Here is a 24,754-nt window from a genome sequence, read left to right as displayed (position 1 = left end):
CCCGGCAGTCCCGCCCCCGTCACGAGGAGCCCGCAGACATGTCCACCACACCAGGCATCACCGAGGTGGCCGCCACCGCAGAAGTAGAGCTCGCCATCGGTGGCATGACCTGCGCCTCGTGCGCCGCCCGGATCGAGAAGAAGCTCAACCGCATGGACGGCGTCGAGGCGACCGTCAACTACGCCACCGAGAAGGCCAAGGTCAGCTACCGCGGCGAGGACATCGCCGTCCAGGACCTGATCGCCACCGTCGAGGCCACCGGCTACACCGCGCAGGAGCCCGCCCCGGCCCGCGCGGAGCCGGACCCGGACGGCGAAGAGCGGCAGGCCGACGACGAACTGCGGCCCCTGCGCGAGCGGTTGATCACCGCCGTCCTGCTCTCCCTGCCCGTCGTCGCGATGGCGATGATCCCGGCCCTGCAGTTCGAGTACTGGCAGTGGCTCTCGCTGACCCTGGCCGCGCCGGTCGTGACGTACGCGGCCTGGCCCTTCCACAAGGCCGCGTACACGAACGCCCGGCACGGCGCGGCCACGATGGACACGCTGATCTCGGTCGGCACGTCGGCCGCGTTCATCTGGTCGCTGTGGGCGCTGTTCTTCGGGACGGCCGGCACGCCCGGCATGACGCACCCCTTCGAGCTGACCATCTCCCGCACGGACGGCGCCGGGAACATCTATCTGGAGGCCGCGGCGGGCGTCACGGCCTTCATCCTGGCGGGGCGGTACTTCGAGGCCCGCTCCAAGCGCAAGGCGGGCGCCGCCCTGAAGGCGCTGCTCCAGCTGGGCGCCAAGGACGTCACGGTCATCCGTGACGGTGCGGGCGGTGGCCGTGAAGAGACCATCCCCGTAAGCGACTTGAAGACCGGTGACCGCTTCCTGGTCCGCCCCGGCGAGAAGATCGCCACCGACGGCAAGGTCGTCGAGGGATCGTCGGCCGTCGACGCCTCCATGCTCACGGGCGAGTCCGTGCCGGTCGAGGTCGCCAAGGGCGACGCGGTCACCGGAGCCACGCTGAACGTGGGCGGACGCCTGGTCGTCGAAGCCACCCGCGTCGGCGCGGACACCCAACTCGCCCGCATGGCCAAGCTCGTCGAGGACGCGCAGAACGGCAAGGCGGCGGCCCAGCGCCTCGCCGACAGGATCTCGGCGGTCTTCGTGCCGATCGTCATCGCGCTCGCCGTCGCCACCCTCGGCTTCTGGCTCGGCAGCGGCTCCGGTCTGACGGCAGCCTTCACCGCCGCGGTCGCCGTGCTGATCATCGCCTGCCCCTGCGCCCTGGGGCTCGCGACCCCGACCGCCCTCATGGTCGGCACTGGGCGCGGCGCCCAGCTCGGCATCCTGATCAAGGGCCCGGAGGTCCTGGAGACGACCCGCAAGGTCGACACGATCGTCCTGGACAAGACGGGCACCGTCACCACCGGCAAGATGACCCTGCTCGCCACGCACGTCGCGGACGGCGCGAGCGAGGCCGAAGTACTGCGCCTGGCAGGCGCGTTGGAGCACTCCTCGGAGCACCCCATCGCCCAGGCGGTAGCCGCCGGAGCGACCGGGCGGGTCGGCACGCTGCCCACCCCCGAGGACTTCGCGAACGTGGCGGGTCTCGGCGTCCAGGGCATCGTCGAGGGCCACGCGGTCCTGGTCGGCCGCACCCAGCTGCTCGCCGAGTGGGCGATCGAGCTGCCCGTGGAACTGGAGCGGGCGAAGGCGGAGGCCGAGGCGGCAGGGCGTACGGCCATCGCGGTCGCCTGGGACGGCGAGGCGCGCGCGGTCCTGGAGGTGGCCGACGCGGTGAAGGACACCAGCCCGGAGGCGATCCGCCGCCTGCGTGCCCTGGGCCTCACCCCCATACTCCTGACCGGCGACAACAAGGCGGTCGCGGCGTCGGTGGCCGCCGAGGTGGGCATCGCCCCCGATGACGTGATCGCGGAGGTCATGCCGCAGGACAAGGTGGACGTGGTGAAGCGGCTCCAGGCGGAGGGCCGGAGCGTGGCGATGGTCGGCGACGGCGTGAACGACGCGGCCGCGCTCGCCCAGGCCGACCTGGGTCTTGCGATGGGCACGGGCACGGACGCCGCGATCGAGGCGGGCGACCTGACGCTCGTACGAGGAGACCTGCGAGCGGCGGCGGACGCCATCCGCCTCTCCCGCAAGACGCTCGGCACGATCAAGTCGAACCTGTTCTGGGCCTTCGCCTACAACGTGGGCGCGCTGCCGCTGGCCGCGGCCGGTCTCCTGAACCCGATGATCGCTGGCGCGGCGATGGCGTTCTCCTCGGTCTTCGTGGTCGGCAACAGCCTGCGCCTGAGGGGGTTCAAGCCGCTGAGCTGAACGGCGAGGGGCCGCCGGCCTTAACCTTCGGCAAGGTCGACGTGTACATGTCTTTACGATCACCCCGGTGCGCTTGGGTCGCGCCGGGGTGATCTGCGCGTAGGCTGGGTAATTGGACTAGACCTATGTGTGGCGGCTACGGAGACTTCCGCGTCGAAGACTCCCGCGTCGCCCGCCCCCCCCCGCGGCCCCGGACCCGAAGGAAGACATCCATGAGCAAGCGTGCAGTCCTGGAGGTGATCGCCCTCGACGCCGAGGACGCCGTCGCCGCCCAGGCCGGAGGCGCTGACCGCCTCGAGCTGGTCACCGACATGGCCGCGGACGGCCTGACCCCGTCCCGCGAGACCTTTGCCGAGATCCGCGCCGCCGTGGACATCTCCCTGCGCGTGATGCTGCGCCTCGCGGACGGCTTCGCCGCGGGCGACGTGACCGCTCTCGTACGCCGCGCCCACGAGCTGCGGGGCGCGGGCGCCGACGAGTTCGTACTGGGCTTCCTCGACGAGACGGGCGGCCCCGACCTGGCCGCGGTGGAGGCCGTGGTGGGCGCGCTCGACGGCTGCCGCTGGACGTTCCACCGGGCCATCGACAGGACCCCCGACCGCGACGCCCTGCGCAAGCAGCTCGCGGACCTGCCCGGCCTGGACACCTACCTCACCGCGGGCGCGGCGGCGGGCGTGGACGACGGCATGCCCACGCTGCTCGCCGAGGCGGCGCGGTCGGGCGAACCCGGCTACGAGCAGCAGATCCTGGTGGGCGGCGGCCTCAGCCTCGACCACCTCCCGCGGCTCAAGGCCGCGGGCGTCGACGCGTTCCACATCGGCGGGGCCTCGCGCCCCGACGGCTGGTCGGCGCCGGTCTGTGCCGCGGCCGTCGCCCGGTGGCGGGCAGCGGTGGACGCCTGATCGGATTCCGTGCGGGACGCGATACAACTGGGCGGACAGGGAGGGAACTTCATGCCGACATCAGCAGACAAGACGCGTCCCGCGGAGCGGATGCTCGCGGCCGGGGCACTGCCCGTCGCCGCGACGCTGCTCACCGGGACGGTGGCGCTCTACATCACACTCGTCGCGTTCGGGAACATCACCGACTTCGACACCAACCAGCAGTTCGTACGCCATGTCCTCGCGATGGACACCACCTTCAAGGACGACGACCTGATGTGGCGCGCGGTGGGCTCCACGGCGCTGCAGGACACCGCGTACGTCGGGATCATCGTCTGGGAGACCCTGGCCGCGCTGATCCTCCTCACGGCGACGGCCCTGTGGGCCGGGGCGCTGCGCCGCCCCCAGGGGCTGCGCCGAGCCCGACGGGCGGGCACGATCGGCCTGTTGATGGTCCTCGTCCTGTTCGGGGCGGGCTTCATCGGGATCGGCGGCGAATGGTTCGCCATGTGGCAGTCGGAGGACTGGAACGGCCTGGACGCGGCCACGCGCGTCGTGACGCTCGCGGGCATCGTGCTGATCGTCACGCATCTGCCGTCCGCCGGCGCTCCGGCGGACGGCCCCAAGGGAAGCGGGTCATGACCCGCGCCTCACTCGCCTAGCGGGTGAGCTGCTCGGGAAGCGCGGCCGAGTGCACGACGGTGAGCCCCGAGACGGCACGGGTCAGGGCGACGTAGAGGCGCCGCAGCCCGGTCCGCTCGTCGGGCTCACCGTCGACGACGGCGGCGGGTTCGTCGAGTACGACATAGTCGTACTCGAGTCCCTTGGCGAGGGAGGCGGGCACGAGCGTGAGCCGGGTGTCGGGGGTGGTCTCCTCGCCGGGGGAGAGGTACGTCATCCCGGCGGCGTCGAGTGCTTCGGCGAGCGCGGGGACGCGGGCGTCGGCGGCGATGAGCCCGATGGACCCTTCCTGCCGCAGCGACTCGACGCAGGCTTCCAGGGCAGCGGCGTCGAGATCGTCCACGGGCCGCACCACGAGCGAACCGGCCGACTCACGAACGGACTTCACCTCGGCGAGACCGGGCGCGATGGACGGAAGCAGCCGGGACGCGAACGCGATGACTTCCCGAGGCACACGGAACCCCGCGGTGAGCTCCTCCACCACGGCCTCGCCCTTCCCCAGGTGCCCCAGGGCCTGCTCCCAACTCCGGGTGGCCCAGGGGGTTGTGCCCTGTGCGAGGTCGCCGAGGACGGTGGCGGACCCGGTGGTGCAGCGCCGCCCGACGGCGCGGTACTGCATGGGGGAGAGATCCTGCGCCTCATCAAGAACGACATGCCCAAGAGAATGAGTCCGAGCAACAAGATCGTTCACTTCATCAATCAACACGGCATCGGCGGCGGACCACTTGGCGGCCTTGAGGCTCCGGGCGGGCTTCGCCCAGAGGATGAGCTTCTGCTCGTCGGCGTCGAGGATCCCGTCGGCGTGCAGGGCAAGGAAATCGGCATCGGAGAGCAGCCGAAGCACGAGCTTGGCGGGATCGACGGGCGGCCACGAGGCCTTGACGGCGGCTTTCACGGCGGGGTTACGGGCGACGGCATCCTGCACACGGTCGTCCGGAGCCTCGCCGGCCTGCTCCATCCGCACGAGCACGGTGTGCGCGATGCGCTGCGGCAGGGCGTCGCGGGCGGCTCCGTACCGAATGTCGCGGTCGAGCAACTCCCGGACGATCTCTTCCAGTTCATAGGCGGGTACGCGCCAGCGCCGGGACCCGCGCACCACGACAACAGGCTCATCGGGCATGCGCACATGCGACCGAAGGGCTCTCCTCAACACTTCGGCCATGCGGGCATCGCCCTTGACGACGGCAGCGGCGGCGTCATCCGTCCCCCGCACCTCCACATGAGCGACGAGATCATCGACGGTGGCCTGCTTGACCTCCAACTCACCAAGAGCAGGCAGCACTTGCTCGATGTAATGCAGGAATGACTTGTTCGGCCCGATGACAAGGGTCCCGGTCCGGGCGAGGCGCTCGCGGTGGGCGTACAGCAGATAGGCGACACGGTGAAGACCGACGGCGGTCTTCCCGGTCCCGGGCCCGCCCTGCACACAGACGGACCCCCCGAGCCCACTCCTGACGATCTCGTCCTGCTCGGGCTGGATGGTGGCGACGATGTCGCGCATGGGTCCGACGCGGGGCCGCTCGATCTCCTGCTGGAGCAGCCTGCTGGTCCGCTCCTCCTCGTCGGCGTCGCTGAGATGCTCGTCCTCGTACGCGGTGAGCTCACCGCCCGTGTATCCGAACCGCCGCCGCAGGGCGATGTCCATCGGGGCCTTCTTGGAGGCCCGGTAGAAGGGCTGCGAGACGGGGGCGCGCCAGTCGATGACCATCGGGTCGCCGTCGGCGTCATGGACGTGCCGCCGCCCGATGTAGAACTGCTCGCCCTCGGCGCCTTCCGCCTGATCGGCGCCGGGGGCATGGAGATAGTCGAGCCGCCCGAAGAACAGCGGGGTATGGGAGAGATCGGCGAGGGACTTGATCCGCTCGTCGATCTGGCTCTGCAGGACGGCGGCGTTGACCCAGTTCGCGGTGACGTCGCGGATGTCCAGCGCCTCGGCATCCTCGCGCATGGCTCGGAGGGCCGAGCGGGATGCGGAGAGGTGGTTCCGCTCGCGGGAGAGGGGATCGGGACGGGCGTGCACGGTTGCCTCCGGCAGGGGGTGCGGGATCTGGGGCTGGCCGGTTGCCGTCCGGCCAGCGGCGGGCGCGTCGCACGCGGGCAGACCGGGCATCCTATGCCCCACCTACATGGCGGAGCCACCGATTTACTCCCCACTGCGCGGGGGCCACGTCCTCGGGGTCCGCCCCTCTCCGCACCCCCCTCGCCCCGAACAAGCCTCTCCCACCCACCCGCCCGTTCACCCCGCATCCGCCTCTGCCCGAACAGGCCTTTCCCACCCACCCGCCCGATTGCCCCGCGGTGCCAGGGGGTGAGTGGGCAACGTACAAGCTTGGGGTGGGGTGGGGCGTGCGGGTTGGGGTCAGTGGGTGTCGGCAGGTGCGACGTACCGCAGACGGACCCACGGGACCCACGCACCCGCAGTCGGCAGTGCACGCGAGGGGACGTGGCGGTATGTCTGCCCGGAGCACGGTTCGCGGCGCTCCGGGGTCGAAGTAGCCCGGCGGCCACTGGACGATAGCGAGGACGGACATACCGGCGCGGCACCGTACCCACACACCACGCCGCCGCACGCACCCGCAGTCGGCAACGAGGCCCGAGGACGGACATACCGGCACGGCTGCCCTGCCCCCGCACCCGCCCAGCCCAACCGGTCCAACACCCCGCCGTCACCGCCCCCCGGCACAGGTACCGCCCCCACAAACACCCGGCGCCGCACCCCAACCCGCTACCGTGAGCCTGATGAGCACCGACGAGCAGCCCCAGCGCCCAGCGGACACCCCCCGGTCCCTCGCCGAGGCACTCCGCTCCCGTGACGACGCGTCCCTCGGCGCGCTGCTCCAAGCCCGCCCCGACCTCCTCACACCGGTCCCGAACGACCTCACCCAGCTCGCCACCCGCGCAGCCACCCGCGCCTCCGTGGTCCGCGCCCTGGAGCGGCTCGACCGGTTCTCCCAGCAGGTCGCCGAGGCGCTCGCCGTAGCCCCTGAGCCCGCGGCGTACGCCGAGCTGCACGCGCTGATCGCCGGGGATCAGGAGGACGACCCCGCGGTGGACACCGCGCTCCGCCACGCCCTCGCCACCCTCCGCGAGCAGGCCCTCACCTGGGGCTCCGACGACCGCATCCGCCTGGTCCGCACCGCACGCGAACTCCTCGCCCCCGCCCCGCAGTACCCCTCACCCACCGGCCTCGGCCCCACCGTCGCCGAGGCCACCGCGGGCATGTCGCCGAACCGCATGCAGGACATCGTGGCGGCGGCCGGGCTGCCCTCCACCCACGACGCGGTCTCGGCGGTCAAGTCGCTCACCGAACTCTTCACGGACCGCACGCGGATGTCCGCCCTGCTCGACGAGGCCCCCGCCGAGTCCGTCGAGGTGCTGTCGCGGCTCGTCTGGGGCCCGCCGTACGGCCAGGTCACCGCCGACCCGGCGCGCCACCTGCGCTGGCTCCTGGACCGGGGGCTCCTGCTTCCCACCTCGCCGGGCACCGTCGTGCTCCCCCGCGAAGCGGCCCTGCACCTGCGCGCGGGCCGAGCGCACCGGCTGCTCGAACCGGTGCCGCCGGCCGTCGAGCCGCTGCGCGAACACCGTCCACAGGCTGTGGACGCGGCGGCGGCCAGCCAGGCGTACATGGCGCTCGACACGGTCGAGGAGCTCCTGAAGGACTGGGACGAGGGCGGCCCCACCGTGCTGCGCGCGGGCGGCCTCAGCGTGCGCGACCTGAAGCGGACGGCGGTGGCCCTGGACGTACCGGAGCCGGTGGCTGCGTTCTGGGTCGAACTGGCCTACGCCGCGGGCCTCGTGGCGGCGGACGGCGACGCCGACGAGCGGTACGCGGCGACACCCGCGTACGACGACTGGCAGGAACTGCCCGCCCCCGAGCGCTGGTCGGTCCTCGCCACGGCCTGGCTGACGGCGACCCGCACGGCGGGCCTGATCGGCGGCCGCGACGGCAAGGACCGCACGCTGTCGGCGCTCGGCCCGCACCTGGACCGCTCGTCGGCGCCGGAGATCCGCCGCCGGGTGCTCACGCTCCTCACCACCCTGCCGGACGGCGCGAGCCCGACGCCCGAATCGATGCTCGCGCGCCTGCGGTGGGAACGGCCGCCGCGGGGATCGGCCGGGGGCGGCGCGTCCGCCGGCGGCGTGTCCTCCCCTGCATCGCCCAGCAGCACGCCCATGGAACTGCGGGCCCGGATCGCCCAATGGACGCTGAACGAGGCGGAGTTGCTGGGGGTCACGGGCCGCGGCGCGCTGTCCGCGCACGGCCGGGCGCTGCTGGGCTCCGAGAGCGAGGAGGAGGGTTCCGCGCGAACAGGAGCCACGGTCGCCGCCCACCCCTCCTCCGCCGAACTCGCCGCCTCCGGCGCACGCGCCGCCAGGCTCCTTGCGCCGATGCTCCCCGAGCCGCTCGACCACGTCCTGCTGCAGGCCGACCTCACGGCCGTGGCCCCCGGCCCGCTAGAGCGCCCGCTGGCCGAGACGCTCGCCGTGCTCGCCGACGTCGAGTCGAAGGGCGGGGCGACGGTGTACCGGTTCACGCCGGGCTCCGTGCGGCGTGCGCTCGACGCGGGCAAGTCCGCGTCCGACCTGCACGCCTTCCTGGCCGCGCACTCGCGCACGCCGGTCCCGCAGCCCCTCGCCTACCTCATCGACGACGTGGCCCGTAAGCACGGGCATCTTCGGATCGGCTCCGCATCCGCGTACGTACGCTGCGACGACGAGGCGCTCCTGAACGAGATCCTCGCCGACAAGCGCTCCCAGGGCCTGCGCCTGCGCCGCCTGGCGCCGACCGTGCTCGCCGCGCAGGCCGACCCCGGGTCGCTCCTCGAAGGCCTGCGCGCGATGGGCTTCGCGCCCGCCGCGGAGAGCGCCGAGGGCGACGTCCTGATCACGCGGGCACACGCCCACCGCTCACCGCCCCGTACCGCGCCCGAGCCGGTCCACGACGGCCCGCCGCTGGCCGACAGCACCCTGATCGGCGCGGCCGTACGCGCCATCCGCGCCGGCGACGTGGCCTCGACCACGCCCCGCAAGGCGACCCCCGATGCGGGCGACGCGCTGCCCCGCACGACGGCGGCGGAGACCCTCGCCACGATGCAGGCCGCGGTCCTGACCGGCGAGGCCGTATGGATCGGCTACGTCAACGCGGAGGGCTCCGCGAGCCAGCGCGTGATCGCCCCGATCCGGGTGGAGGGCGGCTTCGTCACGGCGTACGACCACACCGCGGACGAGGTCAGGACGTATCCCCTGCACCGGGTGACGGGAGTCGCGGAGCTGGCCGACGACTGAGGCCGCCGGGCCCGGCCACCGGCTGGGGCCGGAACGTATTCACGCGCCATGCGGCACACTGGACGTTTGGCTTACCGAAAGGGTGCGCGCGTGAATGGTCCCCTGATCGTCCAGTCGGACAAGACTCTCCTGCTCGAGGTCGACCACGAGCAGGCCGACGCCTGCCGCCGTGTCATCGCGCCCTTCGCGGAGCTGGAGCGTGCTCCCGAGCACATCCACACCTACCGCGTGACGCCGCTCGGCCTGTGGAACGCCCGTGCCGCCGGGCACGACGCCGAGCAGGTCGTGGACGCCCTTGTGGAGTTCTCCCGCTATCCCGTGCCGCACGCGCTGCTCGTGGACATCGCCGAGACGATGGCGCGCTACGGCAGGCTCACCCTCTCGAAGCACCCCACGCACGGCCTCGTCCTGACCACCACCGACCGGCCGGTCCTTGAAGAGATCCTGCGGTCCAAGAAGGTGCAGCCGCTCGTCGGGGACCGGGTGGACGCGGACACCGTCGTCGTCCACCCCTCCGAGCGCGGGCAGATCAAGCAGACCCTCCTGAAGCTGGGCTGGCCCGCCGAGGACCTCGCCGGGTACGTCGACGGCGAGGCGCACCGGATCGAGCTCGCGGAGGACGGGTGGGCGCTGCGGCCGTATCAGAAGCAGGCCGTCGAGGGGTTCTGGCACGGCGGCAGTGGTGTGGTCGTGCTGCCCTGTGGCGCGGGCAAGACGCTGGTCGGGGCAGGTGCCATGGCCGAGGCCAAGGCGACGACCCTGATCCTGGTGACCAACACGGTCTCCGCCCGGCAGTGGAAGAGCGAGCTGATCAAGCGGACCTCGCTGACCGAGGAGGAGATCGGCGAGTACAGCGGTACGCGCAAGGAGATCCGGCCGGTCACCATCGCCACGTACCAGGTCCTGACGACGAAGCGTAAGGGCGTCTATCCGCACCTCGAGCTCTTCGACTCCCGGGACTGGGGGCTCATCGTCTACGACGAGGTGCACCTGCTGCCCGCCCCCGTCTTCAAGTTCACCGCCGACCTTCAGGCCCGGCGGCGGCTCGGCCTGACGGCCACGCTGGTCCGGGAGGACGGCCGCGAGTCGGACGTCTTCTCCCTCATCGGCCCCAAGCGGTTCGATGCTCCGTGGAAGGAGATCGAGGCGCAGGGGTACATCGCGCCCGCGGACTGTGTCGAGGTGCGGGTCAATCTGACGGACTCGGAGCGCCTCGCGTACGCGACGGCCGAGGCCGAGGAGAAGTACCGCTTCTGCGCCACCACCGCCACGAAGCGGAAGGTGACGGAAGCGCTGGTGAGGAAGCACGCCGGCGAGCAGACCCTGGTCATCGGCCAGTACATCGACCAGCTCGACGAGCTGGGCGAGCACCTGGACGCGCCGGTCATCAAGGGCGAGACGACGAACGCGCAGCGCGAGAAGCTGTTCGGCGCGTTCCGGGAGGGCGAGATCTCCGTTCTCGTCGTCTCGAAGGTCGCGAACTTCTCGATCGACCTGCCGGAGGCTACGGTCGCGATCCAGGTGTCGGGAACGTTCGGCTCCCGGCAGGAGGAGGCACAGCGGCTCGGCCGTGTGCTGCGTCCGAAGGCCGACGGTCATGAGGCCCGCTTCTACTCCGTCGTGGCTCGGGACACCATCGATCAGGACTTCGCGGCGCATCGGCAGCGGTTCCTTGCCGAGCAGGGGTACGCGTACCGGATCGTGGACGCGGACGAGCTGCTGGCCGACAACTGAGGGTGGCTGCGACCGCCAGGGCCAGCAGGGGGTAGGGCGAGGCCAGCGGTTGTTGCCAGTGAGGTAGTCGCAGGTCCAGGTCGCCCTGGTGCGGGATCAGCCACAGGGTGCGGGCCGTGAAGAGGGTCGCCACCGCCGCGGTCAGGCGGGGGCGGCCCTCTGCCATGAGCAGGGCCAGGAGCGGGACGCACCAGATCCAGTGGTGGGACCAGCTGATGGGCGAGACGAGGAGCGCGGTGCCCGCCGTCAGGAGGACGCCGCGGGGTTCGCTGGGCGTGCGGCTCGCCAGCCACAGGCCGGTGGCGGCGGTGAGGGCCGCGGGGACGGCCCATGCGAGGCCGCCGGGGTGCGGGTCGTGGGTGACGCGGGCGATGAGGCCCTGCAGCGACTGGTTGTCGACGATCCATGCCTTGCCCACGCGGCCCGTCTCGAAGATCCGGTGGGTCCAGAAGTCGGCGCTGGCGGCGGGGAGCGCGAGTGCGCCGAGCGCGACGGTGCCGGTGAGGGCGGCGGTGGCGGTGAGCCCTTCGCGTACGCGCCTGGTGAGGAAGAGGTACGCGATGAAGACCGCCGGTGTGAGCTTGATCCCGGCGGCGATGCCGATCGCGAAGCCCTTGCCCACGGCGCCGGGGGGTCTGGTGAGGTCCCAGAGGATCAGGCAGGCGAGGGCGAGGTTGATCTGCCCGAAGAGGAGGGTCTGGAAGACGGGCTCGAGCCAGAGGGCGAGGGCGGTGGCGGTGAGGAGGGGGGTGAGGCGGGTGGGGAGTGCGGCGAGGCGGCAGGAGAGGTGGACGAGGAGCGCGAGGAGGGCGATGTTCCCTGCGATGAAGGTGAGCTTGAGGGCGGGGAGGGGGAGCCAGGTGGTGGGTACGAAGAGGATGGCGGCGAAGGGTGGGTAGGTGGCCGGGAGGTCCCACTCGGTGACGGTGAACCCGTAGAGATCGCCGCCGTTGGCAACGGCGGCGCCTTCGGCTCGGTAGACGAGGGTGTCGGCCATGGGGATGCGTTGGGCCAGGCAGAGGGTGGCGAGGGCGGCGAGGCTGATGGCGAGAAGAAGGGCGGCGGCTGCGGGCGCGGGCACGGGGGCCTTGACGTAACGTGACGCGACACTCACAGACGGTTCCTCCACGGCGGTGACCCTAGTGGATCTCGGCGTTGCCTGCGGGTGCGTGCGCCTGTGGGTGCGGTGCCGCGCCGGTATGTCCGTCCTCGCTATCGTCCGGTGGCCGCGGGGCTACTTCGGCCCCGGAGCGCCGCGAACCGTGCTCCGGGCGGACATACCGCCACGTCCCCTCGCGTCTCGATGCCGACCGCGGGTGCGTGGGTCCCGGGCGCCTGTCGGCGGCATGTCGCACCTGCCGACGCCAACCGCCCCCAACCCGCACGCCCCACCCCACCAACCTGTACGCCCCACCCCACCCCGGCCTGGACGTTCCCACCGACCCCGAGCCTGGACGTTCCCCACCCACCCCAGCGGCTCCTTCCCCGCCCACGCCGGGTCTGTCGTTCCCTACCCACCCCGAGCCTGGACGTTCCCCACCCACCCCGAGCCTGTACGTTTCCCACCCACCCCGGACCTGTACGTTTCCCACCCACCCGGTGTGCACGTTCCCCACCCACCCCCGGAGCCTGGACGTTCCCCACCCACCCCGGGTCTGCACGTTCCCCACCCACCCGGTGTGCACGTTCCCCACCCACCCCGAGCCTGGACGTTCCCCACCCACCCCGGCGGTTTCTTCCCCACCCGCCCCCATCCGTACGGACAACCCACCCACCCCCTGGCACCGCGGGGCAATCGGGTGGGTGGGTGGGAAAGGCTTGTTCGGTCAGGGGAGGCTGCGGGGTGATCGGGCGGGTGGGTGGGAGAGGCTTGTTCGGGGGGAAGGCTGGGGGGTGGTGTGAATGAGGGTTCGTGCCCGGGCGGCGGGGGACGCGATACCGTCGGCCTATCGGGTACAAAGGGCGGGTCGTCAACGGGGCCGCCCCGGAGGGGACTTCGTGGGGATCGAGAGCGATCAGCTCGTCTTCGACTATCTGAGCCGCGTCGGCGACCTGGCCCAGCAGCGCCAGCTGCCGTCAGGCACCCGCATGCGCCTGGTCTCAGAACTGCGGAACCAGATCGACCGGAGCCGGGCGAAGACCACGGTCGACAGCCCGGCAGCGATACGCCGCATCCTGGATCGTCTCGGCACTCCCGAGGAGCTGGTCGAAGCGGCGGGTGCGGGCGGAGGCGTAGGAACAGGCGCAGGTTCCACGGACACGACACGTCCCGCCGTCCCCACCCAGCGCACATCGGAACCGAAGGAACGCGAACGCCCCAAGCGCCTGCGCCGCGTGGTTCCCCGACCCCGCCCGGCGGCGGAGGAACCGGAGTTGCCCGAGGAGGATCACCTGCCCTCCCCGCCGCACCTCGCAGGCACGGACGAGCTCGGTGAGAGTGGCTCCGAGCCCGACTGGTGGCGAGTGGACAGCAGTCCCTTCGGCCCCGCCGACAGCGTGCCGGGCTTCACCGGCGGCGTAGAGATCCCGGAAATCCTCAAGCCCCCGCCAAAGAAGCGCGAGGGAGAAGTAGAGGAAGAGGAAGGGGGGGAGGCTGAAGTTGATGACGATGAGGAGTGGGAGGAAGAAGAGGAGCCTGGACTTAGGGCGCGGCGGCGTATCCGTTTTCCCCGCCCCGCGGCACGAGCCGCCGACCCCGCCGCGCCACGCTTCACCAACCCCCTCCTCCTGCTCGCCGCAGCCCTCCTCACCGTCGGCGCCGTCCTCGGCAACTGGCTTGCCCTGGGCGGTGGCTGGCTCCTTGCCTACGTCTCGCGCAGGCTGAGCCGTGCCGAGGCGAAGTGGGCCGTCATCGGGCTGCCGGGGCTTTCCGTGGCGGCGGGGATCACCTGGCTGTGGGGGAGGAACGAAGGCCGCTGGGGCGATCCCATCAGCGACGGACACATGAGCGACGCGATGGCCGAGACCTGGCCGTGGGTGGTGCGCGGCGCGGCCGTCGCCTCCGCGCTCTACCTGTTGTGGAGATCGCAACGGCAACGGCCCTGAGCCGGACGGGGGTTACTGCTTCGTGAGGGACTTCTGCATCTCGTCCAGGATCTTGTTCGCCGCCGTGTAGCCGATGCCCTGGATCCACAGTTCGTCGTCGACGGTGTGGACGTTGCCCTTCTTCACCGCGCCCATGTTCTTCCACAGGCTGCTGCCGACGGTCTGCGTCTGCTTGGACTTCTTCGGATCGCCGTACGTGGACCGGAAGATGACATCCGCGTCGGCGAGGTCGATCTTCTCGGGCGACACGTCGTACGAGAAGCCGTCCTTGGCCTTCGCCGCGATGGCCGGGCGGCCCAGACCCACGTCCTTGAGGAGCGTGGCGATGTACGTCTGCTCGCCGTAGATGCGGATGTCCGCGCCCTCCACGAAGCGGACGACGTTGACCTCCGTCGCCTTGGCCTTCGCCGGGCCGCCGACGGCGGTGGTGACCTTCTTGGCGTGCGCGTCGTAGGCGGAGACGACCTTCTTCGCCTCGGGCTTCTTGCCGAGCGCGTCGGCGTGCGTCTGGAAGTTCTGCTTCCAGGGGTAGCCGGTGTTCTCCGTCATCACGGTCGGCGCGATCTGCTTGAGCTGGTCGTACTTCGCGGCGTGCCGGATCTTGCTGGTGAGGATGACGTCCGGATTGAGGGCCGCGATGGCCTCCATGTTCGGGTTCAGCATCTCGCCGACGTCCTTGATGCCGCTGACCTCGTCCTTGGGCAGGTAGCTCGGGAAGCCCGACGACGCCTCGACGTGCGTGGAGCCGACCGGCTTCACGCCCAGCGTGATCGCGGAGTCCAGCTCGGCCGTGTCCAGGACGACGACGCGCTTGGGGGAGACGGGGACCTTCACGTCACCCATGGCGGTCTTGACGACGTGCGTCTTGCCGGAGCCCGAGCCCGAGCCGGAGCCGGAGTCCTTGTCGGAGTCCGACGAGCCGCAGGCGGAGAGCGCGAGCGCGCCGCTGAGGGCGAGCGCCCCGGCGGCGAGCGCGCGGCGGCGGTTCGTGGAACTGGTCTTGGTGGTCATGGCTTGTGGGCCACCTTTCGGTCGGACGGGGATTGCGTACGCGGCTCGGCGGCCCACGGGGCCCCGGGAACGACCAGGGGCGACCCTGTCACCGGATCCGGTACCACCACACACTCCAGACCGAACACCTCGCGCACGAGATCCTCGGTGACGACATCGGCGGGCGCGCCCTCGGCGACGATCCGGCCCGTCCTCATGGCGACGAGGTGGTCGGCGTACCGGGCGGCCTGGTTGAGGTCGTGCAGCACCACGACCACGGTCCGGCCGCGTTCACCGTCCGGTCCGTCGGCGGCCAACTGGCGCACCAGGTCGAGCACTTCGACCTGGTGCGAGATGTCGAGGTACGTCGTCGGCTCGTCCAGGAGCAGGATGTCCGTCTCCTGCGCGATGGCCATCGCGATCCACACCCGCTGCCGCTGACCGCCCGACAGCTCGTCCACGGACCGTTCGGCGAGCGCGGCGACATCGGTACGTTCCATCGCCTCCGTCACGGCCCGCTCGTCCTCGTCGGACCACTGCTGCCACCAGTGCTGATGCGGCTGGCGTCCGCGTGCGACGAGGTCGGCGACGGTGATCGCCTCGGGCGCGACGGGCGTCTGGGGGAGCAGTCCGATCTGCTGGGCGATCTTCTTGGTGGGGAGTTTGGCGAGCGCTTCGCCGTCGAGCAGGACCGCGCCGCTCTTGGGCTTGAGGAGGCGGCCCAGCGCGCGCAGGGTGGTCGACTTCCCGCAGGCGTTGGGGCCGACGATGACCGTGACCTTGCCGTCGGGGACCGCGAGTTCGAGCTCGTGCACGACTTCGCGGTCCTCGTAGGCGAGGGTCAGCTCGCGGGCGCTGAGGCGGGCGGCGGGGGCGGTCACGAGGTGCCTCCATTGCGGACGGAACGGCTTCGGACGATCAGCCAGATCAGGTACGGGGCTCCGACGGCCGCCGTGAGGACGCCGACCGGCAGCTCGGTGGGCGAGAAGAGACGCCGGGCAAGCAGGTCCGCCAGGACCACGATCAGCGCGCCGAGCAGCGCCGAGCAGAGCAGCGGGATCTGCGCGGTGCGGGTCATCCGGCGGGCGATCTGCGGGGCGAGCAGCGCCACGAAGTCGACGGGCCCCGCGGCGCCGGTCGCCACGGAGGCGAGGACGACGCCGAGCAGCACGAGACCGAGGCGTACGTGCCCGAGGCGCACCCCGAGCGCGGTCGCCGTGTCGTCGTCCATGGTCACCGAGCGCTGGGCGCGGGCGGCCCAGAACACGAACGGGAGCAGGACGAGCAGGGTCCAGGCGAGCGGCGTCGCCTCCGTCCAGCCGCGGCCGTTGAGCGAGCCCGTCATCCAGATCTGCGCCTGCTGGGCGACGAGATAGTCGCCCTTGGTCATGAAGAGCGTGGTGATGGACCGCAGGGCGATCGCGAAGCCGATGCCGATGAGTACGAAGCGGGTGGCGTGCAGGCCGCCCCGCCAGGCGAAGACGTACACGAGCGCGGCGGCGGCGATGCCGCCGAGCACCGAGAGGTAGGGCAGGACGCCGGCGGACGTGACCCCGAGGGTCATCGCCCCCACCGTAAGGGCGCTCGCTCCCTGGCTGATGCCGATGATGTCGGGGCTGGCCAGGGGGTTGCGGGCGACGGTCTGGATGAGCCCGCCCGCGACGCCGAAGGCGGCGCCGACGAGGAGGCCGACGACCATGCGGGGTTCGCGCAGCGTTCCCACGACCAGTTCGTCGGGGGACGGCTGCCCGAAGACGACCTTCAGGGCTTCGGCGGGCTGCACGAAGGCTTCGCCTATGCAGAGGTACGCGAGGCAGCTCGCGGCGAGGAGCAGGGCTAGACCGACTGCGGCCACGGCTGCACGCCGGTGGAGCAGGAAGGCAGCCTTCCCGAACCGCACCACTGCGTACCCGGCGGGTCGGATGCGGGTAATCGGGTGGGTGGGAGGGAGAGTTTCGCCGCGAAGCGGCGGTTCAGGAGATACCGAGGTCACGCCGCCACCGCCTTCCGGCGCACCAAGGTCACCAAGAACGGCACCCCGATGAGCGCGGTCATCACCCCGGCGGGAACCTCACTCGGCGGAAAGACGATCCGCCCCACGGTGTCGGAGACGAGAAGCATGACGGGCCCGAGGACAGCGGCCATGGGAAGCACCCAGCGATGCCCGCTGCCCACGATCGCGCGAGCGATGTGCGGGACCGCGAGGCCGATGAACGCGATGGGCCCGGCGGCCGCCACCCCCGCGCCGGTGAGCACGGTCGCCCCGAGCCCTCCGACGATCCGCACGGTCGCGACCTTCTGCCCGAGCCCCTTGGCCACGTCCTCGCCGAGGGCGAGCGCGTCGAGCCCGCGCGCCACGGACAGTACGAGCAGGAGCCCCACAAGCAGGAACGGCCATATCTGTCCGACGATCTCCGCGTCGCGCCCGGAGAGCGAGCCCACCTGCCAGAAGCGGAACTCGTCCAGGGCGGATGCCCTGGTGGTGAGGACCGCGGTGGTCAGGGAGACCAGGAGCGCGTTGATCGCGGCGCCGCCGAGTGCGAGCTTCACGGGGGTCGCCCCGCCCCGTCCGCTCGCGGCGATCGCGTACACCGCGACGGACGCGATGCCCGCGCCGACGAAGGCGTACCAGACGTATCCGGTCAGGGTGTGCACGCCCGCGAACGCGATCGCCATGACCACACCCACCGAGGCGCCCTGGCTGATGCCGAGGATGCCGGGGTCGGCGATGGGGTTGCGGGTGATGCCCTGCAGGACCGTGCCGGCGAGCGCGAGCGCGGCGCCGACCATCAGGCCGATGAGGGTGCGCGGCACCCGCATCTCGCGGATGACTTCGGCGGCGTCGCTGTGGCCGCCGTGCAGCAGGGCGTCGATGACGGCGGACGGCGCGATGGCGCGGGCGCCGACGGAGAGGCTGAGCAGGACCGCGAGCAGCAGGGCCACGACGGCCGCCGTCATCGCGACAGCGCGTCTGGCTGGCACACGCATCGGCTGAGCTCGTTTCGGGTCGGTAGGGCTGAGCAGGCGCAGCAGGGAGTGGGAAGCAGGGAGTAGAGAGCAGGGCGCAGGGCACAGGTGCGGTAAGGCTTGGCTAAGTCTAAGGGGGGCACCTCGGCGCCCGGACCCGGCCGGAGGCCTCGGCACAATGGCCCCATGACCTCACGCGTTCTGACGGTCGGCTTCGACCTCGACATGACCCTGATCGACTCCCGGCCCGGCATCAAGCAGGCCTTTCTGGCCCTGTCCGCCGAGACCGGGACGCACATAGACGCCGATCTCGCGATCTCCCGCCTCGGCCCGCCGCTTGAGCAGGAGCTGCGCCACTGGTTCCCCGAGGAGCGGATCCAGGAGATGGCTGATCGCTACCGTGAGATCTATCCCACATACGCCATCGCCCCCACCCTCGCCATGCACGGCGCCCGCGACGCGGTCGCGGCCGTGCGCTCCCACGGCGGCCGGGCGATCGTGGTGACTGCCAAGCACGAGCCGAACGCGAAGCTCCACCTGGCGCACCTCGGCATCGAGGCGGACGCGGTGATCGGCTGGCTCTGGGCCGAGGCGAAGGCGGATGCGCTGCGCGAGCACGACGCTGCGGTGTACGTCGGTGACCACACCGGTGATGTACGCGGCGCGCGTACGGCGGGCGCGCAGTCCGTCGCGGTGGCGACCGGGCCGTGCGACGCAGCGGAACTGCGCGCGGCGGGGGCGGATGTCGTGCTCACCGACCTGACGGAGTTCCCGGCCTGGCTCGACGCGTACGTCGCGGGCGGCGCCGTCAAGTAGCCGCTGAGAAGCCGCTAAGTAGCCGCGGATTTCGCCTGACGGCGCTGAACGGCGATACCGCGCAGCACTCCCGCCACGGCGATGAGGAATCCGACGCCCATCAGCATGCACACCGCGTAGGCGATGGAAGGGAAGGGTTCGGTGCCGAGGAACAGCGGGGCCACCGTGACCAGAGTGGCCACGGCTCCGACGAAGAAAACGATGGCTCCGGTCCGGACCAGGCCATCGCCCGGCCCGGCGGAATTCGCTTGGGTTTTGTCACGCACCCGACCAGGGTAGTTCCCAGCGCGAAGGAAGAATCCGGGGACGTCTTGTCACCGGCCCCCGGACCAATAGTCTTGGTGCCGGCGGGTCGGGCGACCCGCTGTAGTGCTATCCAGAGCCGTTTTCCGCGGCATAGACGCGTTCGACGACAAGTACGAGGACGAGGACTTCAGGTGCCTACCGGCAAGGTCAAGTGGTTCAACAGTGAGAAAGGCTTCGGCTTTCTCTCCCGCGATGACGGCGGCGACGTCTTCGTGCACTCCTCCGTACTGCCCTCAGGTGTCGACACACTCAAGCCCGGCCAGCGCGTCGAGTTCGGCGTCGTCGCGGGCCAGCGCGGTGACCAGGCCCTGTCGGTGACGATCCTCGACCCGACGCCGTCCGTCGCGGCGGCCCAGCGGCGCAAGCCCGATGAACTGGCGTCCATCGTCCAGGACTTGACGACGCTCCTCGAAAACATCACGCCGATGCTGGAGAAGGGGCGCTACCCCGACAAGGCGTCGGGCGCGAAGATCGCCGGCTTGCTCCGGGCCGTGGCGGACCAGTTGGACGTGTAGTCCTCAGTCGAAGGTGAGCGCATTCGGCGCGAGGGGCGGTACGAGCCCCTCCGCCGCGGCGCGCGTCAGCAACCCGCGGATCGCCGCGTAGCCGTTCTCGCCGAGGTCCGCCGTGAACTCGTTCACGTACAGGCCGATGTGCTGGTCGGCGACGGCCGGGTCCATCTCCTGGGCGTGCTCCCGCACGTAGGGGCGCGAGGCCTCGGGGTCGTCCCAGGCCATCCGCACCGAGGTGCGGACGGTGTCCGCGAGCTGCCGCAGGCGCTCGGCCCCGAGGGACCGCTTGGCGATGATCGCGCCCAGCGGAATGGGCAGACCCGTCGTGCGCTCCCAGTGCTCACCCATGTCGGCAAGGCAGTTGAGGCCGTAGTTCTGGTAGGTGAAGCGTGCCTCGTGGATGACGAGGCCCGCGTCGACCTTGCCGTCCCGCACCGCGGGCATGATCTGGTCGAAGGGCAGCACCACGATCTCGCCCACGCCACCGCTCAGGGTGTCCGCTGCCCAGAGCCGGAACAGCAGGTACGCCGTCGACTTCTCGCTGGGCACCGCGACCGTCTTGCCGGTCAGGTCGACCCCGGCCTCCCGGGTCAGGACCAGCGGCCCGCAGCCGCGCCCGAGCGCCCCACCGCAGGGCAGCAGCGCGTACTCGTCGAGGACCCAGGGCAGCACGGCGTACGACACCTTCAGGATGTCGAACTCGCCGCGCTCGGCCATGCTGTTGGTGATGTCGATGTCGGCGAACGTGACGTCAAGGCCGGGGGCGCCGGGCACCCGGCCGTGCGCCCAGGCGTCGAAGACGAACGTGTCGTTCGGGCAGGGCGAGTAAGCGATCTGCAGGGGGTTCGGGTTCGCGTCCTGCGTCGCGGGCGATTCAGTCATGCCGTTTCCAACTCTCCAGTACGGGCGCGAATTTCCCGAACGCGCCTCCCAGCGCGCCGAGCGCCTCGCCGATCCGCCAGGCTCCGCGGTCCCGAGGACCGACGGCGTTGGAGACCGCGCGTATCTCCAGGACGGGCAGTGCGTACGCGGCGGCGGCCTCGGCGACGCCGAACCCCTCCATGGCCTCGGCGAGCGCCCGGGGATGGCGCCGCCGCAGCTCGGCGGCGCGCTCGGCGGAGCCGGTCACGGTGGAGACGGTCAGGACGGTGCCGGTGAGACCGCCACAGGCAGCGGCCAATTCCCGTACGAGGGAAAGGGGAGGCTGGTGGGTGACGGCGCCGAACCCCAGTTCGGTGACGGGCAGGAACCCGTCGGGCGTCTCGGCGCCCAGATCGGCCGCGGTGATCTCGTCGGCGAGGACGAGGGAACCGATGGGCGCGTCGGGCTGGAAGCCGCCGCCGATTCCGGTGGAGATCACCAGGTCGTACGTGCCGCGCGCGAGGGCGGCTGCCGTGTGCGCCCCGGCGGCGGCGGGCCCGACACCGACGGCGACGGCGTCGGCGTACGGGGGCAGCAGGTCAGCCACCGCGTCCCGTTCGGCGGGGACCGCGGTGGCTACCAGTACGCGGAGCGAGGACCGCGAGGGAGCGGTCAGGAGTCCTTCTTGAGCTTGAACGACCACAGGCCCGTCGCCTTGGCCGAAGAGCCCTTGCCGCCCTCAAGGAGGCTGACGGTGGTGGCGTTGGCGCCGCCGCCGTACTGCTGGTTGAAGAAGACGCTGCCGGGGATGACGACGTACGTCTTCTTGCTGGCCTCGGTGAGCGGCTGACCGTTCATCAGGAGCGTCCAGCCCTTCTCGGCGACCTCGGGGTCGACGCCGAAGCGGACCTTCTCGTCGGGGTCGACCTTGATGGACTTGACGTCCGTGTCCTTGAGGCAGCCCTGCAGCTGGGACTGCTCGAGCTCCTTGCCGTCGTTGTAGCAGGAAGCCTCGGAGTTCACCGAGTTGCTGCCGACCGTGACGGTGGCGAGCGGCGTCGGCTTGTCGCAGGCCGACAGGACGAGGAGTCCGGCGGAGACAGCGCCAATGGCGGCCACGGAACGGCGACGGCGCGCCGAGCTGTGAACGAGTGCGGCTCCGCCGCGGAGCAGGGAGGTCATGGGCGAAGGCTATCGGGCACCCCGTGCCGTCCCGCCACGTGGGGGTCGCGGCGTGCCGCTCTCCTTGATTTGTCGGGTTCACGCCACCCGTGGGCGTTTCCCGCCGTGCCGGGCCGCCGAGAGCAGGCCCCGCGCGGTCGTCAGCCAGCCGATGGCGACGATCGTCGCGGCCACCGAGAGCCCCAGTGATCCGATCAGCGGCAGGGCCATGCCGATCCCGCCGCCCACCACCCACGCCATCTGAAGGATGGTCTCCGAGCGGGCGAAGGCGGAGGTCCGCACCTCTTCCGGCACGTCCCGCTGGATCAGCGCGTCCAGGGACAGCTTCGACATGGCCTGCGCGAAGCCCGCCACCGCGCCGAGGCAGGCGACGCCCACCGCCCCGAAGAACACCGCGGCGGCGATCGCCACGCCGAGGACGACGGCGACGACGGTCACGATGATGACTTCGGGCGCCCGTGACTTCAGCCCGGCACCGGCGGCCGTGCCGAGCGCGTTGCCCACGCCTGCCGCGACGCCCACTATCCCCAGGGACACCGCCGCGCTCTGGCCGCCGAGCGGTTCCTCGCGCAGCAGGAAGGCGAGGAAGAAGATGAGGAAGCCGGAGAGACACCGCAGGGACGCGTTCACCGTGAGGGCGTGCGTGACGGCGGGCCCGACCGTACGCAGTCCGAGGCGCCGCTTCTTGGACGTGTCCGCCGCGGCTTCGGCGCGGGCGTGCAGATGCAGATGCTCCTCGTCGGCCGCGAGCAGCGCCTTGTGCTCGCCCTTCGCCGAGTCGACCTTGGGCGGCAGCGAGAGGGAGAGGAACATCCCGACGATGAAGAGCACGAAGGCGCCGTACAGCGGCCAGCGCGGCCCGAGCGCCTGCAGCCCCGCGCCGATGGGAGCGGCGATACCGGTCGCGAGCAGCCCACCGAGCGTGACTCTGGAATTGGCTTTGACCAGGGAGAAGCCCTTGGGAAGCAGCCGGGGCACCACGGCACTCCGTACGACTCCGTACGCCTTGGACGCGACCAGGACGCCGAGCGCGGCGGGATAGAGCTCCAGGCTCCCGGTGATCACCGCTTCGGACAGCAGCAGGGCCAGCAGGGCGCGGGCCAGCATCGCGGCGCCCATCGCGTAGCGGCGGCCGTGCGGGAGGCGGTCCAGGAGGGGGCCGATGACGGGGGCGAGCAGAGTGAAGGGCGCCATCGTGATGGCGAGATAGAGGGCGACGCGGCCACGCGCCTCGTCCGTCGGTACGGAGAAGAACACGGTCGACGCGAGCGCGATGGTGATCATGACGTCGCCCGCGCCGTTCACGGCGTGCAGCTCGATGAGCTTGCCGAGCCCCGACTCGCCCGCGCCGTGCGCGTGTGTGGCCTTGCGGATGCCGCGGGCCGTGCCGGTGAAGGGCAGGTGCAGGGCGCGGCCGACCCAGCGGGCGGCCCGGTTCAGTACCGGACTGCGTCCGCTGACCCCATGGGACGACGACCTTGCGGCAGCCACCTCGTCATAGTGCCCCTTAAAGGGGCGCACTAGCGCGCATACGCTGCGGGGCAATCGGGCGGGGGCACAAAATCCGCTCCGGGGCAGCTCCCGGCAATCGGGTGGGCGGACGGGAAATCCGCCGCGAAGCGGCGACGGAGCGGCCCCGAGGCAGAGGGGCGGGCACGCCGGTGTAGGCCCAGGGGCCAGGAGAAGGTAGCGTGCGTAGCGCGCCTGCGGCGGTTGTTCTTGGCCGCGCGCCTCTCGGTCATCCCGCAGAATGGATGACGTAGGTGCGCCCGAGGACGTTCGGGCGCGGACGTCGACGCGGCCCTCCGGTCCGCTCCGTCCGCACCCCCGCGTATGGGTGGCGCACTCGTGAGACGGCGTAGGAGAGAAGCGATACCTGTGAGCGCAGCGACAACGCGAAGCCGTACCCCGCGTACCCCGCGTACTCCCGACCGCCTGTGCGCCGAGGCGGTGGGACTGGCCCGGGACGCGGCCGAAGAAGCCGCCGCGCCCGGTGTGGTCGGTGAGCATGTCGAGGCCGTGGTCGAGGGTGACCGCGTCGTCACGCACCTGTTCGAGTGCAAGGACTTCGGCTACCGGGGCTGGCGCTGGGCCGTGACGGTGGCCCGCGCCTCGCGCGCCAAGGTCGTCACGCTCGACGAGACGGTGCTGCTTCCCGGCCCCGACGCACTCCTTGCCCCCGAGTGGGTGCCGTGGAGCGAGCGGCTGCGCCCCGGTGACATGGGCCCGGGGGACCTGCTCCCCACGGACGCGGAGGACCTGCGCCTGGAGCCCGGCTACTCGGGCGAGGAGGAGCCGCCGCCGAACTCCGTGTTCTCGGAGGAGATGGCGGAGCTGGTCGAGGCGGAGGACGCGGAAGTGACGGCGGGTCCGCCCGCCGAGCTGCCGGCGGCGCCCGCGCGCGGCTCGATCGCCGCGATCGCCGACGAACTGGGCATGCGCAGGGCGCGTGTCCTCTCCCGCTACGGCCTGCATGCCGCGGCCGACCGCTGGGAGGAGTCGCACGGCGCGAAGACGGCGATGGCCCAGGCGGCGCCCGCGTCCTGCGTCAGCTGTGGCTTCCTCGCCCCGATCGGCGGATCGCTCGGCCAGGCGTTCGGTGTGTGCGCGAACGAGTTCGGTCCGGCGGACGGGCATGTCGTGTCCCTCGCGTACGGCTGCGGGGGCCACTCGGAGGCGGCCGTGATGCCGAAGCCGTCGCGACCTGCCGCGCCCGTCCTCGACGAGACCCGGGTGGACGTCCTCCCGCTGCGCCCGGCCCCCGACTCGGGCTCGGTCCCCCTGGAGGGGACGGCGGAGGACCTCGGCCACTCCTGAGCTCCCGCTGGGGGCGCCGGATCCTGGGGTTACCCCCTACGGGCGGGCTGCCGTGCCCCTGCGGGCGGGGCTGACCGTGCTTCTCCGCCCGCGCTCCGCGCGGGATCTCCCCCACCCACCCACCCGATCACCCCGCGGCGCGCCTTGCCGCGCTCCGCGCGGATCTTTCCCGCCCACCCACCCGATCACCCCGCGGTGCGCCTTGCCGCGCTCCGCGCGGATCTTTCCCGCCCACCCACCCGATTGCCCCGCAGTGCGACTTCCCGCGCTCCGCGCAGACCTCCCCGCCCACCCGCCCGTTTACCCCGCATCGGCGAGCTGCGGGGTAAACGGGCGGGTGGGCGGG

Annotated in this window: 19 protein-coding genes and 1 pseudogene; 9 read left to right on the top strand and 11 right to left on the bottom strand. The window is 71.6% G+C overall.

The genetic code is table 11. The features are described 5' to 3' along the window. The first annotated feature begins 38 nt into the window (after positions 1 to 38). From ABD378_RS12860 to ABD378_RS12850, 3 genes are all read left to right on the top strand, one after another. Positions 39 to 2,327, top strand: coding sequence for a heavy metal translocating P-type ATPase (locus ABD378_RS12860; protein WP_344520805.1), 2,289 nt, complete (start codon positions 39 to 41; stop codon positions 2,325 to 2,327). 212 nt (positions 2,328 to 2,539) lie between these two features. After that, positions 2,540 to 3,229 carry a copper homeostasis protein CutC gene (locus ABD378_RS12855; protein ID WP_344520804.1) on the top strand — a complete coding sequence of 230 codons (690 nt, stop codon included), beginning with the start codon at positions 2,540 to 2,542 and terminating at the stop codon, positions 3,227 to 3,229. Between the two features lie 51 nt (positions 3,230 to 3,280). Next, entirely contained in the window at positions 3,281 to 3,850 is a 570-nt protein-coding gene (locus ABD378_RS12850) for a DUF2165 domain-containing protein (protein ID WP_386544697.1), read from the top strand. A 16-nt stretch (positions 3,851 to 3,866) separates the two neighbouring features. Here the strand turns inward: ABD378_RS12850 and ABD378_RS12845 are convergent, their stop codons facing one another. Continuing rightward, positions 3,867 to 5,999 (bottom strand): HelD family protein, encoded by a 2,133-nt coding sequence (locus tag ABD378_RS12845; protein ID WP_386544700.1) that lies wholly within the window; start codon positions 5,997 to 5,999, stop codon positions 3,867 to 3,869. A 629-nt stretch (positions 6,000 to 6,628) separates the two neighbouring features. Here ABD378_RS12845 and ABD378_RS12840 point away from each other — a divergent pair. Both ABD378_RS12840 and ABD378_RS12835 read left to right on the top strand, forming a co-directional pair. Then, positions 6,629 to 9,178 carry a helicase-associated domain-containing protein gene (locus ABD378_RS12840; protein WP_344520802.1) on the top strand — a complete coding sequence of 850 codons (2,550 nt, stop codon included), beginning with the start codon at positions 6,629 to 6,631 and terminating at the stop codon, positions 9,176 to 9,178. Positions 9,179 to 9,268: 90 nt separating this feature from the next. After that, entirely contained in the window at positions 9,269 to 10,912 is a 1,644-nt protein-coding gene (locus ABD378_RS12835; protein ID WP_344520801.1) for a DNA repair helicase XPB, read from the top strand. Here ABD378_RS12835 and ABD378_RS12830 read toward each other — a convergent pair. Next, a pseudogene (locus tag ABD378_RS12830) lies at positions 10,854 to 12,026 on the bottom strand (glycosyltransferase 87 family protein); the annotation flags it as partial. The gene ABD378_RS12835 and the pseudogene ABD378_RS12830 overlap by 59 nt on opposite strands. A gap of 884 nt (positions 12,027 to 12,910) precedes the next feature. Here ABD378_RS12830 and ABD378_RS12825 point away from each other — a divergent pair. Then, the gene (locus tag ABD378_RS12825; protein WP_344520800.1) at positions 12,911 to 13,957 is read left to right on the top strand and encodes a hypothetical protein; all 1,047 of its coding nucleotides are present in this window, start codon (positions 12,911 to 12,913) and stop codon (positions 13,955 to 13,957) included. 12 nt (positions 13,958 to 13,969) lie between these two features. Here ABD378_RS12825 and ABD378_RS12820 read toward each other — a convergent pair whose 3' ends face one another. The 4 genes from ABD378_RS12820 to ABD378_RS12805 are packed head-to-tail and all read right to left on the bottom strand — an operon-like array spanning position 13,970 to position 17,935. Continuing rightward, positions 13,970 to 14,968: an ABC transporter substrate-binding protein gene (locus ABD378_RS12820; protein WP_344520799.1), complete on the bottom strand. Its 999-nt coding sequence runs from the start codon at positions 14,966 to 14,968 to the stop codon at positions 13,970 to 13,972. Further along, the gene (locus tag ABD378_RS12815; protein WP_344520798.1) at positions 14,965 to 15,828 is read right to left on the bottom strand and encodes an ABC transporter ATP-binding protein; all 864 of its coding nucleotides are present in this window, start codon (positions 15,826 to 15,828) and stop codon (positions 14,965 to 14,967) included. The genes ABD378_RS12820 and ABD378_RS12815 overlap by 4 nt, the downstream gene beginning before the upstream one ends. Beyond that, positions 15,825 to 16,880 carry a FecCD family ABC transporter permease gene (locus ABD378_RS12810; RefSeq protein ID WP_344520866.1) on the bottom strand — a complete coding sequence of 352 codons (1,056 nt, stop codon included), beginning with the start codon at positions 16,878 to 16,880 and terminating at the stop codon, positions 15,825 to 15,827. The genes ABD378_RS12815 and ABD378_RS12810 overlap by 4 nt, the downstream gene beginning before the upstream one ends. Positions 16,881 to 16,936: 56 nt before the next feature. Beyond that, positions 16,937 to 17,935, bottom strand: a complete 999-nt coding sequence (locus ABD378_RS12805) for a FecCD family ABC transporter permease (RefSeq protein WP_344520797.1) — start codon at positions 17,933 to 17,935, stop codon at positions 16,937 to 16,939. A gap of 165 nt (positions 17,936 to 18,100) precedes the next feature. On the opposite strand from ABD378_RS12805, the gene ABD378_RS12800 reads away from it, so the two are divergent. Continuing rightward, complete coding sequence (locus ABD378_RS12800) at positions 18,101 to 18,730, top strand: HAD family hydrolase (protein ID WP_344520796.1); 630 nt, start codon at positions 18,101 to 18,103, stop codon at positions 18,728 to 18,730. Between the two features lie 14 nt (positions 18,731 to 18,744). Here the strand turns inward: ABD378_RS12800 and ABD378_RS12795 are convergent, their stop codons facing one another. Then, positions 18,745 to 18,996: a hypothetical protein gene (locus ABD378_RS12795; protein WP_344520795.1), complete on the bottom strand. Its 252-nt coding sequence runs from the start codon at positions 18,994 to 18,996 to the stop codon at positions 18,745 to 18,747. A gap of 171 nt (positions 18,997 to 19,167) precedes the next feature. Here ABD378_RS12795 and ABD378_RS12790 point away from each other — a divergent pair, with 171 nt between their 5' ends. Further along, positions 19,168 to 19,551, top strand: a complete 384-nt coding sequence (locus tag ABD378_RS12790) for a cold shock domain-containing protein (RefSeq protein ID WP_160505725.1) — start codon at positions 19,168 to 19,170, stop codon at positions 19,549 to 19,551. Positions 19,552 to 19,554: 3 nt separating this feature from the next. Here ABD378_RS12790 and ABD378_RS12785 read toward each other — a convergent pair whose 3' ends face one another. The 4 genes from ABD378_RS12785 to ABD378_RS12770 form a co-directional block, all read right to left on the bottom strand. Continuing rightward, positions 19,555 to 20,430: a 1,4-dihydroxy-6-naphtoate synthase gene (locus ABD378_RS12785; protein ID WP_344520794.1), complete on the bottom strand. Its 876-nt coding sequence runs from the start codon at positions 20,428 to 20,430 to the stop codon at positions 19,555 to 19,557. Then, the gene (locus tag ABD378_RS12780; RefSeq protein WP_344520793.1) at positions 20,423 to 21,112 is read right to left on the bottom strand and encodes a futalosine hydrolase; all 690 of its coding nucleotides are present in this window, start codon (positions 21,110 to 21,112) and stop codon (positions 20,423 to 20,425) included. The genes ABD378_RS12785 and ABD378_RS12780 overlap by 8 nt, the downstream gene beginning before the upstream one ends. Next, the gene (locus ABD378_RS12775; protein WP_344520792.1) at positions 21,082 to 21,591 is read right to left on the bottom strand and encodes a DUF2771 domain-containing protein; all 510 of its coding nucleotides are present in this window, start codon (positions 21,589 to 21,591) and stop codon (positions 21,082 to 21,084) included. The genes ABD378_RS12780 and ABD378_RS12775 overlap by 31 nt, the downstream gene beginning before the upstream one ends. Before the next feature lie 78 nt (positions 21,592 to 21,669). Further along, positions 21,670 to 23,031: an MFS transporter gene (locus ABD378_RS12770; protein WP_344520865.1), complete on the bottom strand. Its 1,362-nt coding sequence runs from the start codon at positions 23,029 to 23,031 to the stop codon at positions 21,670 to 21,672. A 438-nt stretch (positions 23,032 to 23,469) separates the two neighbouring features. On the opposite strand from ABD378_RS12770, the gene ABD378_RS12765 reads away from it, so the two are divergent. Beyond that, positions 23,470 to 24,408 (top strand): DUF3027 domain-containing protein, encoded by a 939-nt coding sequence (locus tag ABD378_RS12765; RefSeq protein WP_344520791.1) that lies wholly within the window; start codon positions 23,470 to 23,472, stop codon positions 24,406 to 24,408. Positions 24,409 to 24,754: the final 346 nt, after the last annotated feature.

It is taken from the genome of Streptomyces rectiviolaceus (genome assembly GCF_039533825.1).
In the GTDB taxonomy this organism is placed as follows: Bacteria; Actinomycetota; Actinomycetes; order Streptomycetales; family Streptomycetaceae; genus Streptomyces; species Streptomyces rectiviolaceus.
Note: the sequence above shows the minus strand (reverse complement) of the source record. Positions and strands in the feature narration are given on the sequence as shown.

What these genes read in the sequence shown, in the direction of transcription:
- ABD378_RS12860 (WP_344520805.1), top strand. Translation starts at nt 39, where the DNA reads ATGTCCACCACACCAGGCATCACCGAGGTGGCCGCCACCGCAGAAGTA.
- ABD378_RS12855 (WP_344520804.1), top strand. Translation starts at nt 2,540, where the DNA reads ATGAGCAAGCGTGCAGTCCTGGAGGTGATCGCCCTCGACGCCGAGGAC.
- ABD378_RS12850 (WP_386544697.1), top strand. Translation starts at nt 3,281, where the DNA reads ATGCCGACATCAGCAGACAAGACGCGTCCCGCGGAGCGGATGCTCGCG.
- ABD378_RS12845 (WP_386544700.1), bottom strand. Translation starts at nt 5,999, where the DNA reads ATGCCCGGTCTGCCCGCGTGCGACGCGCCCGCCGCTGGCCGGACGGCA.
- ABD378_RS12840 (WP_344520802.1), top strand. Translation starts at nt 6,629, where the DNA reads ATGAGCACCGACGAGCAGCCCCAGCGCCCAGCGGACACCCCCCGGTCC.
- ABD378_RS12820 (WP_344520799.1), bottom strand. Translation starts at nt 14,968, where the DNA reads ATGACCACCAAGACCAGTTCCACGAACCGCCGCCGCGCGCTCGCCGCC.
- ABD378_RS12805 (WP_344520797.1), bottom strand. Translation starts at nt 17,935, where the DNA reads ATGCGTGTGCCAGCCAGACGCGCTGTCGCGATGACGGCGGCCGTCGTG.
- ABD378_RS12800 (WP_344520796.1), top strand. Translation starts at nt 18,101, where the DNA reads ATGACCTCACGCGTTCTGACGGTCGGCTTCGACCTCGACATGACCCTG.
- ABD378_RS12785 (WP_344520794.1), bottom strand. Translation starts at nt 20,430, where the DNA reads ATGACTGAATCGCCCGCGACGCAGGACGCGAACCCGAACCCCCTGCAG.
- ABD378_RS12775 (WP_344520792.1), bottom strand. Translation starts at nt 21,591, where the DNA reads ATGACCTCCCTGCTCCGCGGCGGAGCCGCACTCGTTCACAGCTCGGCG.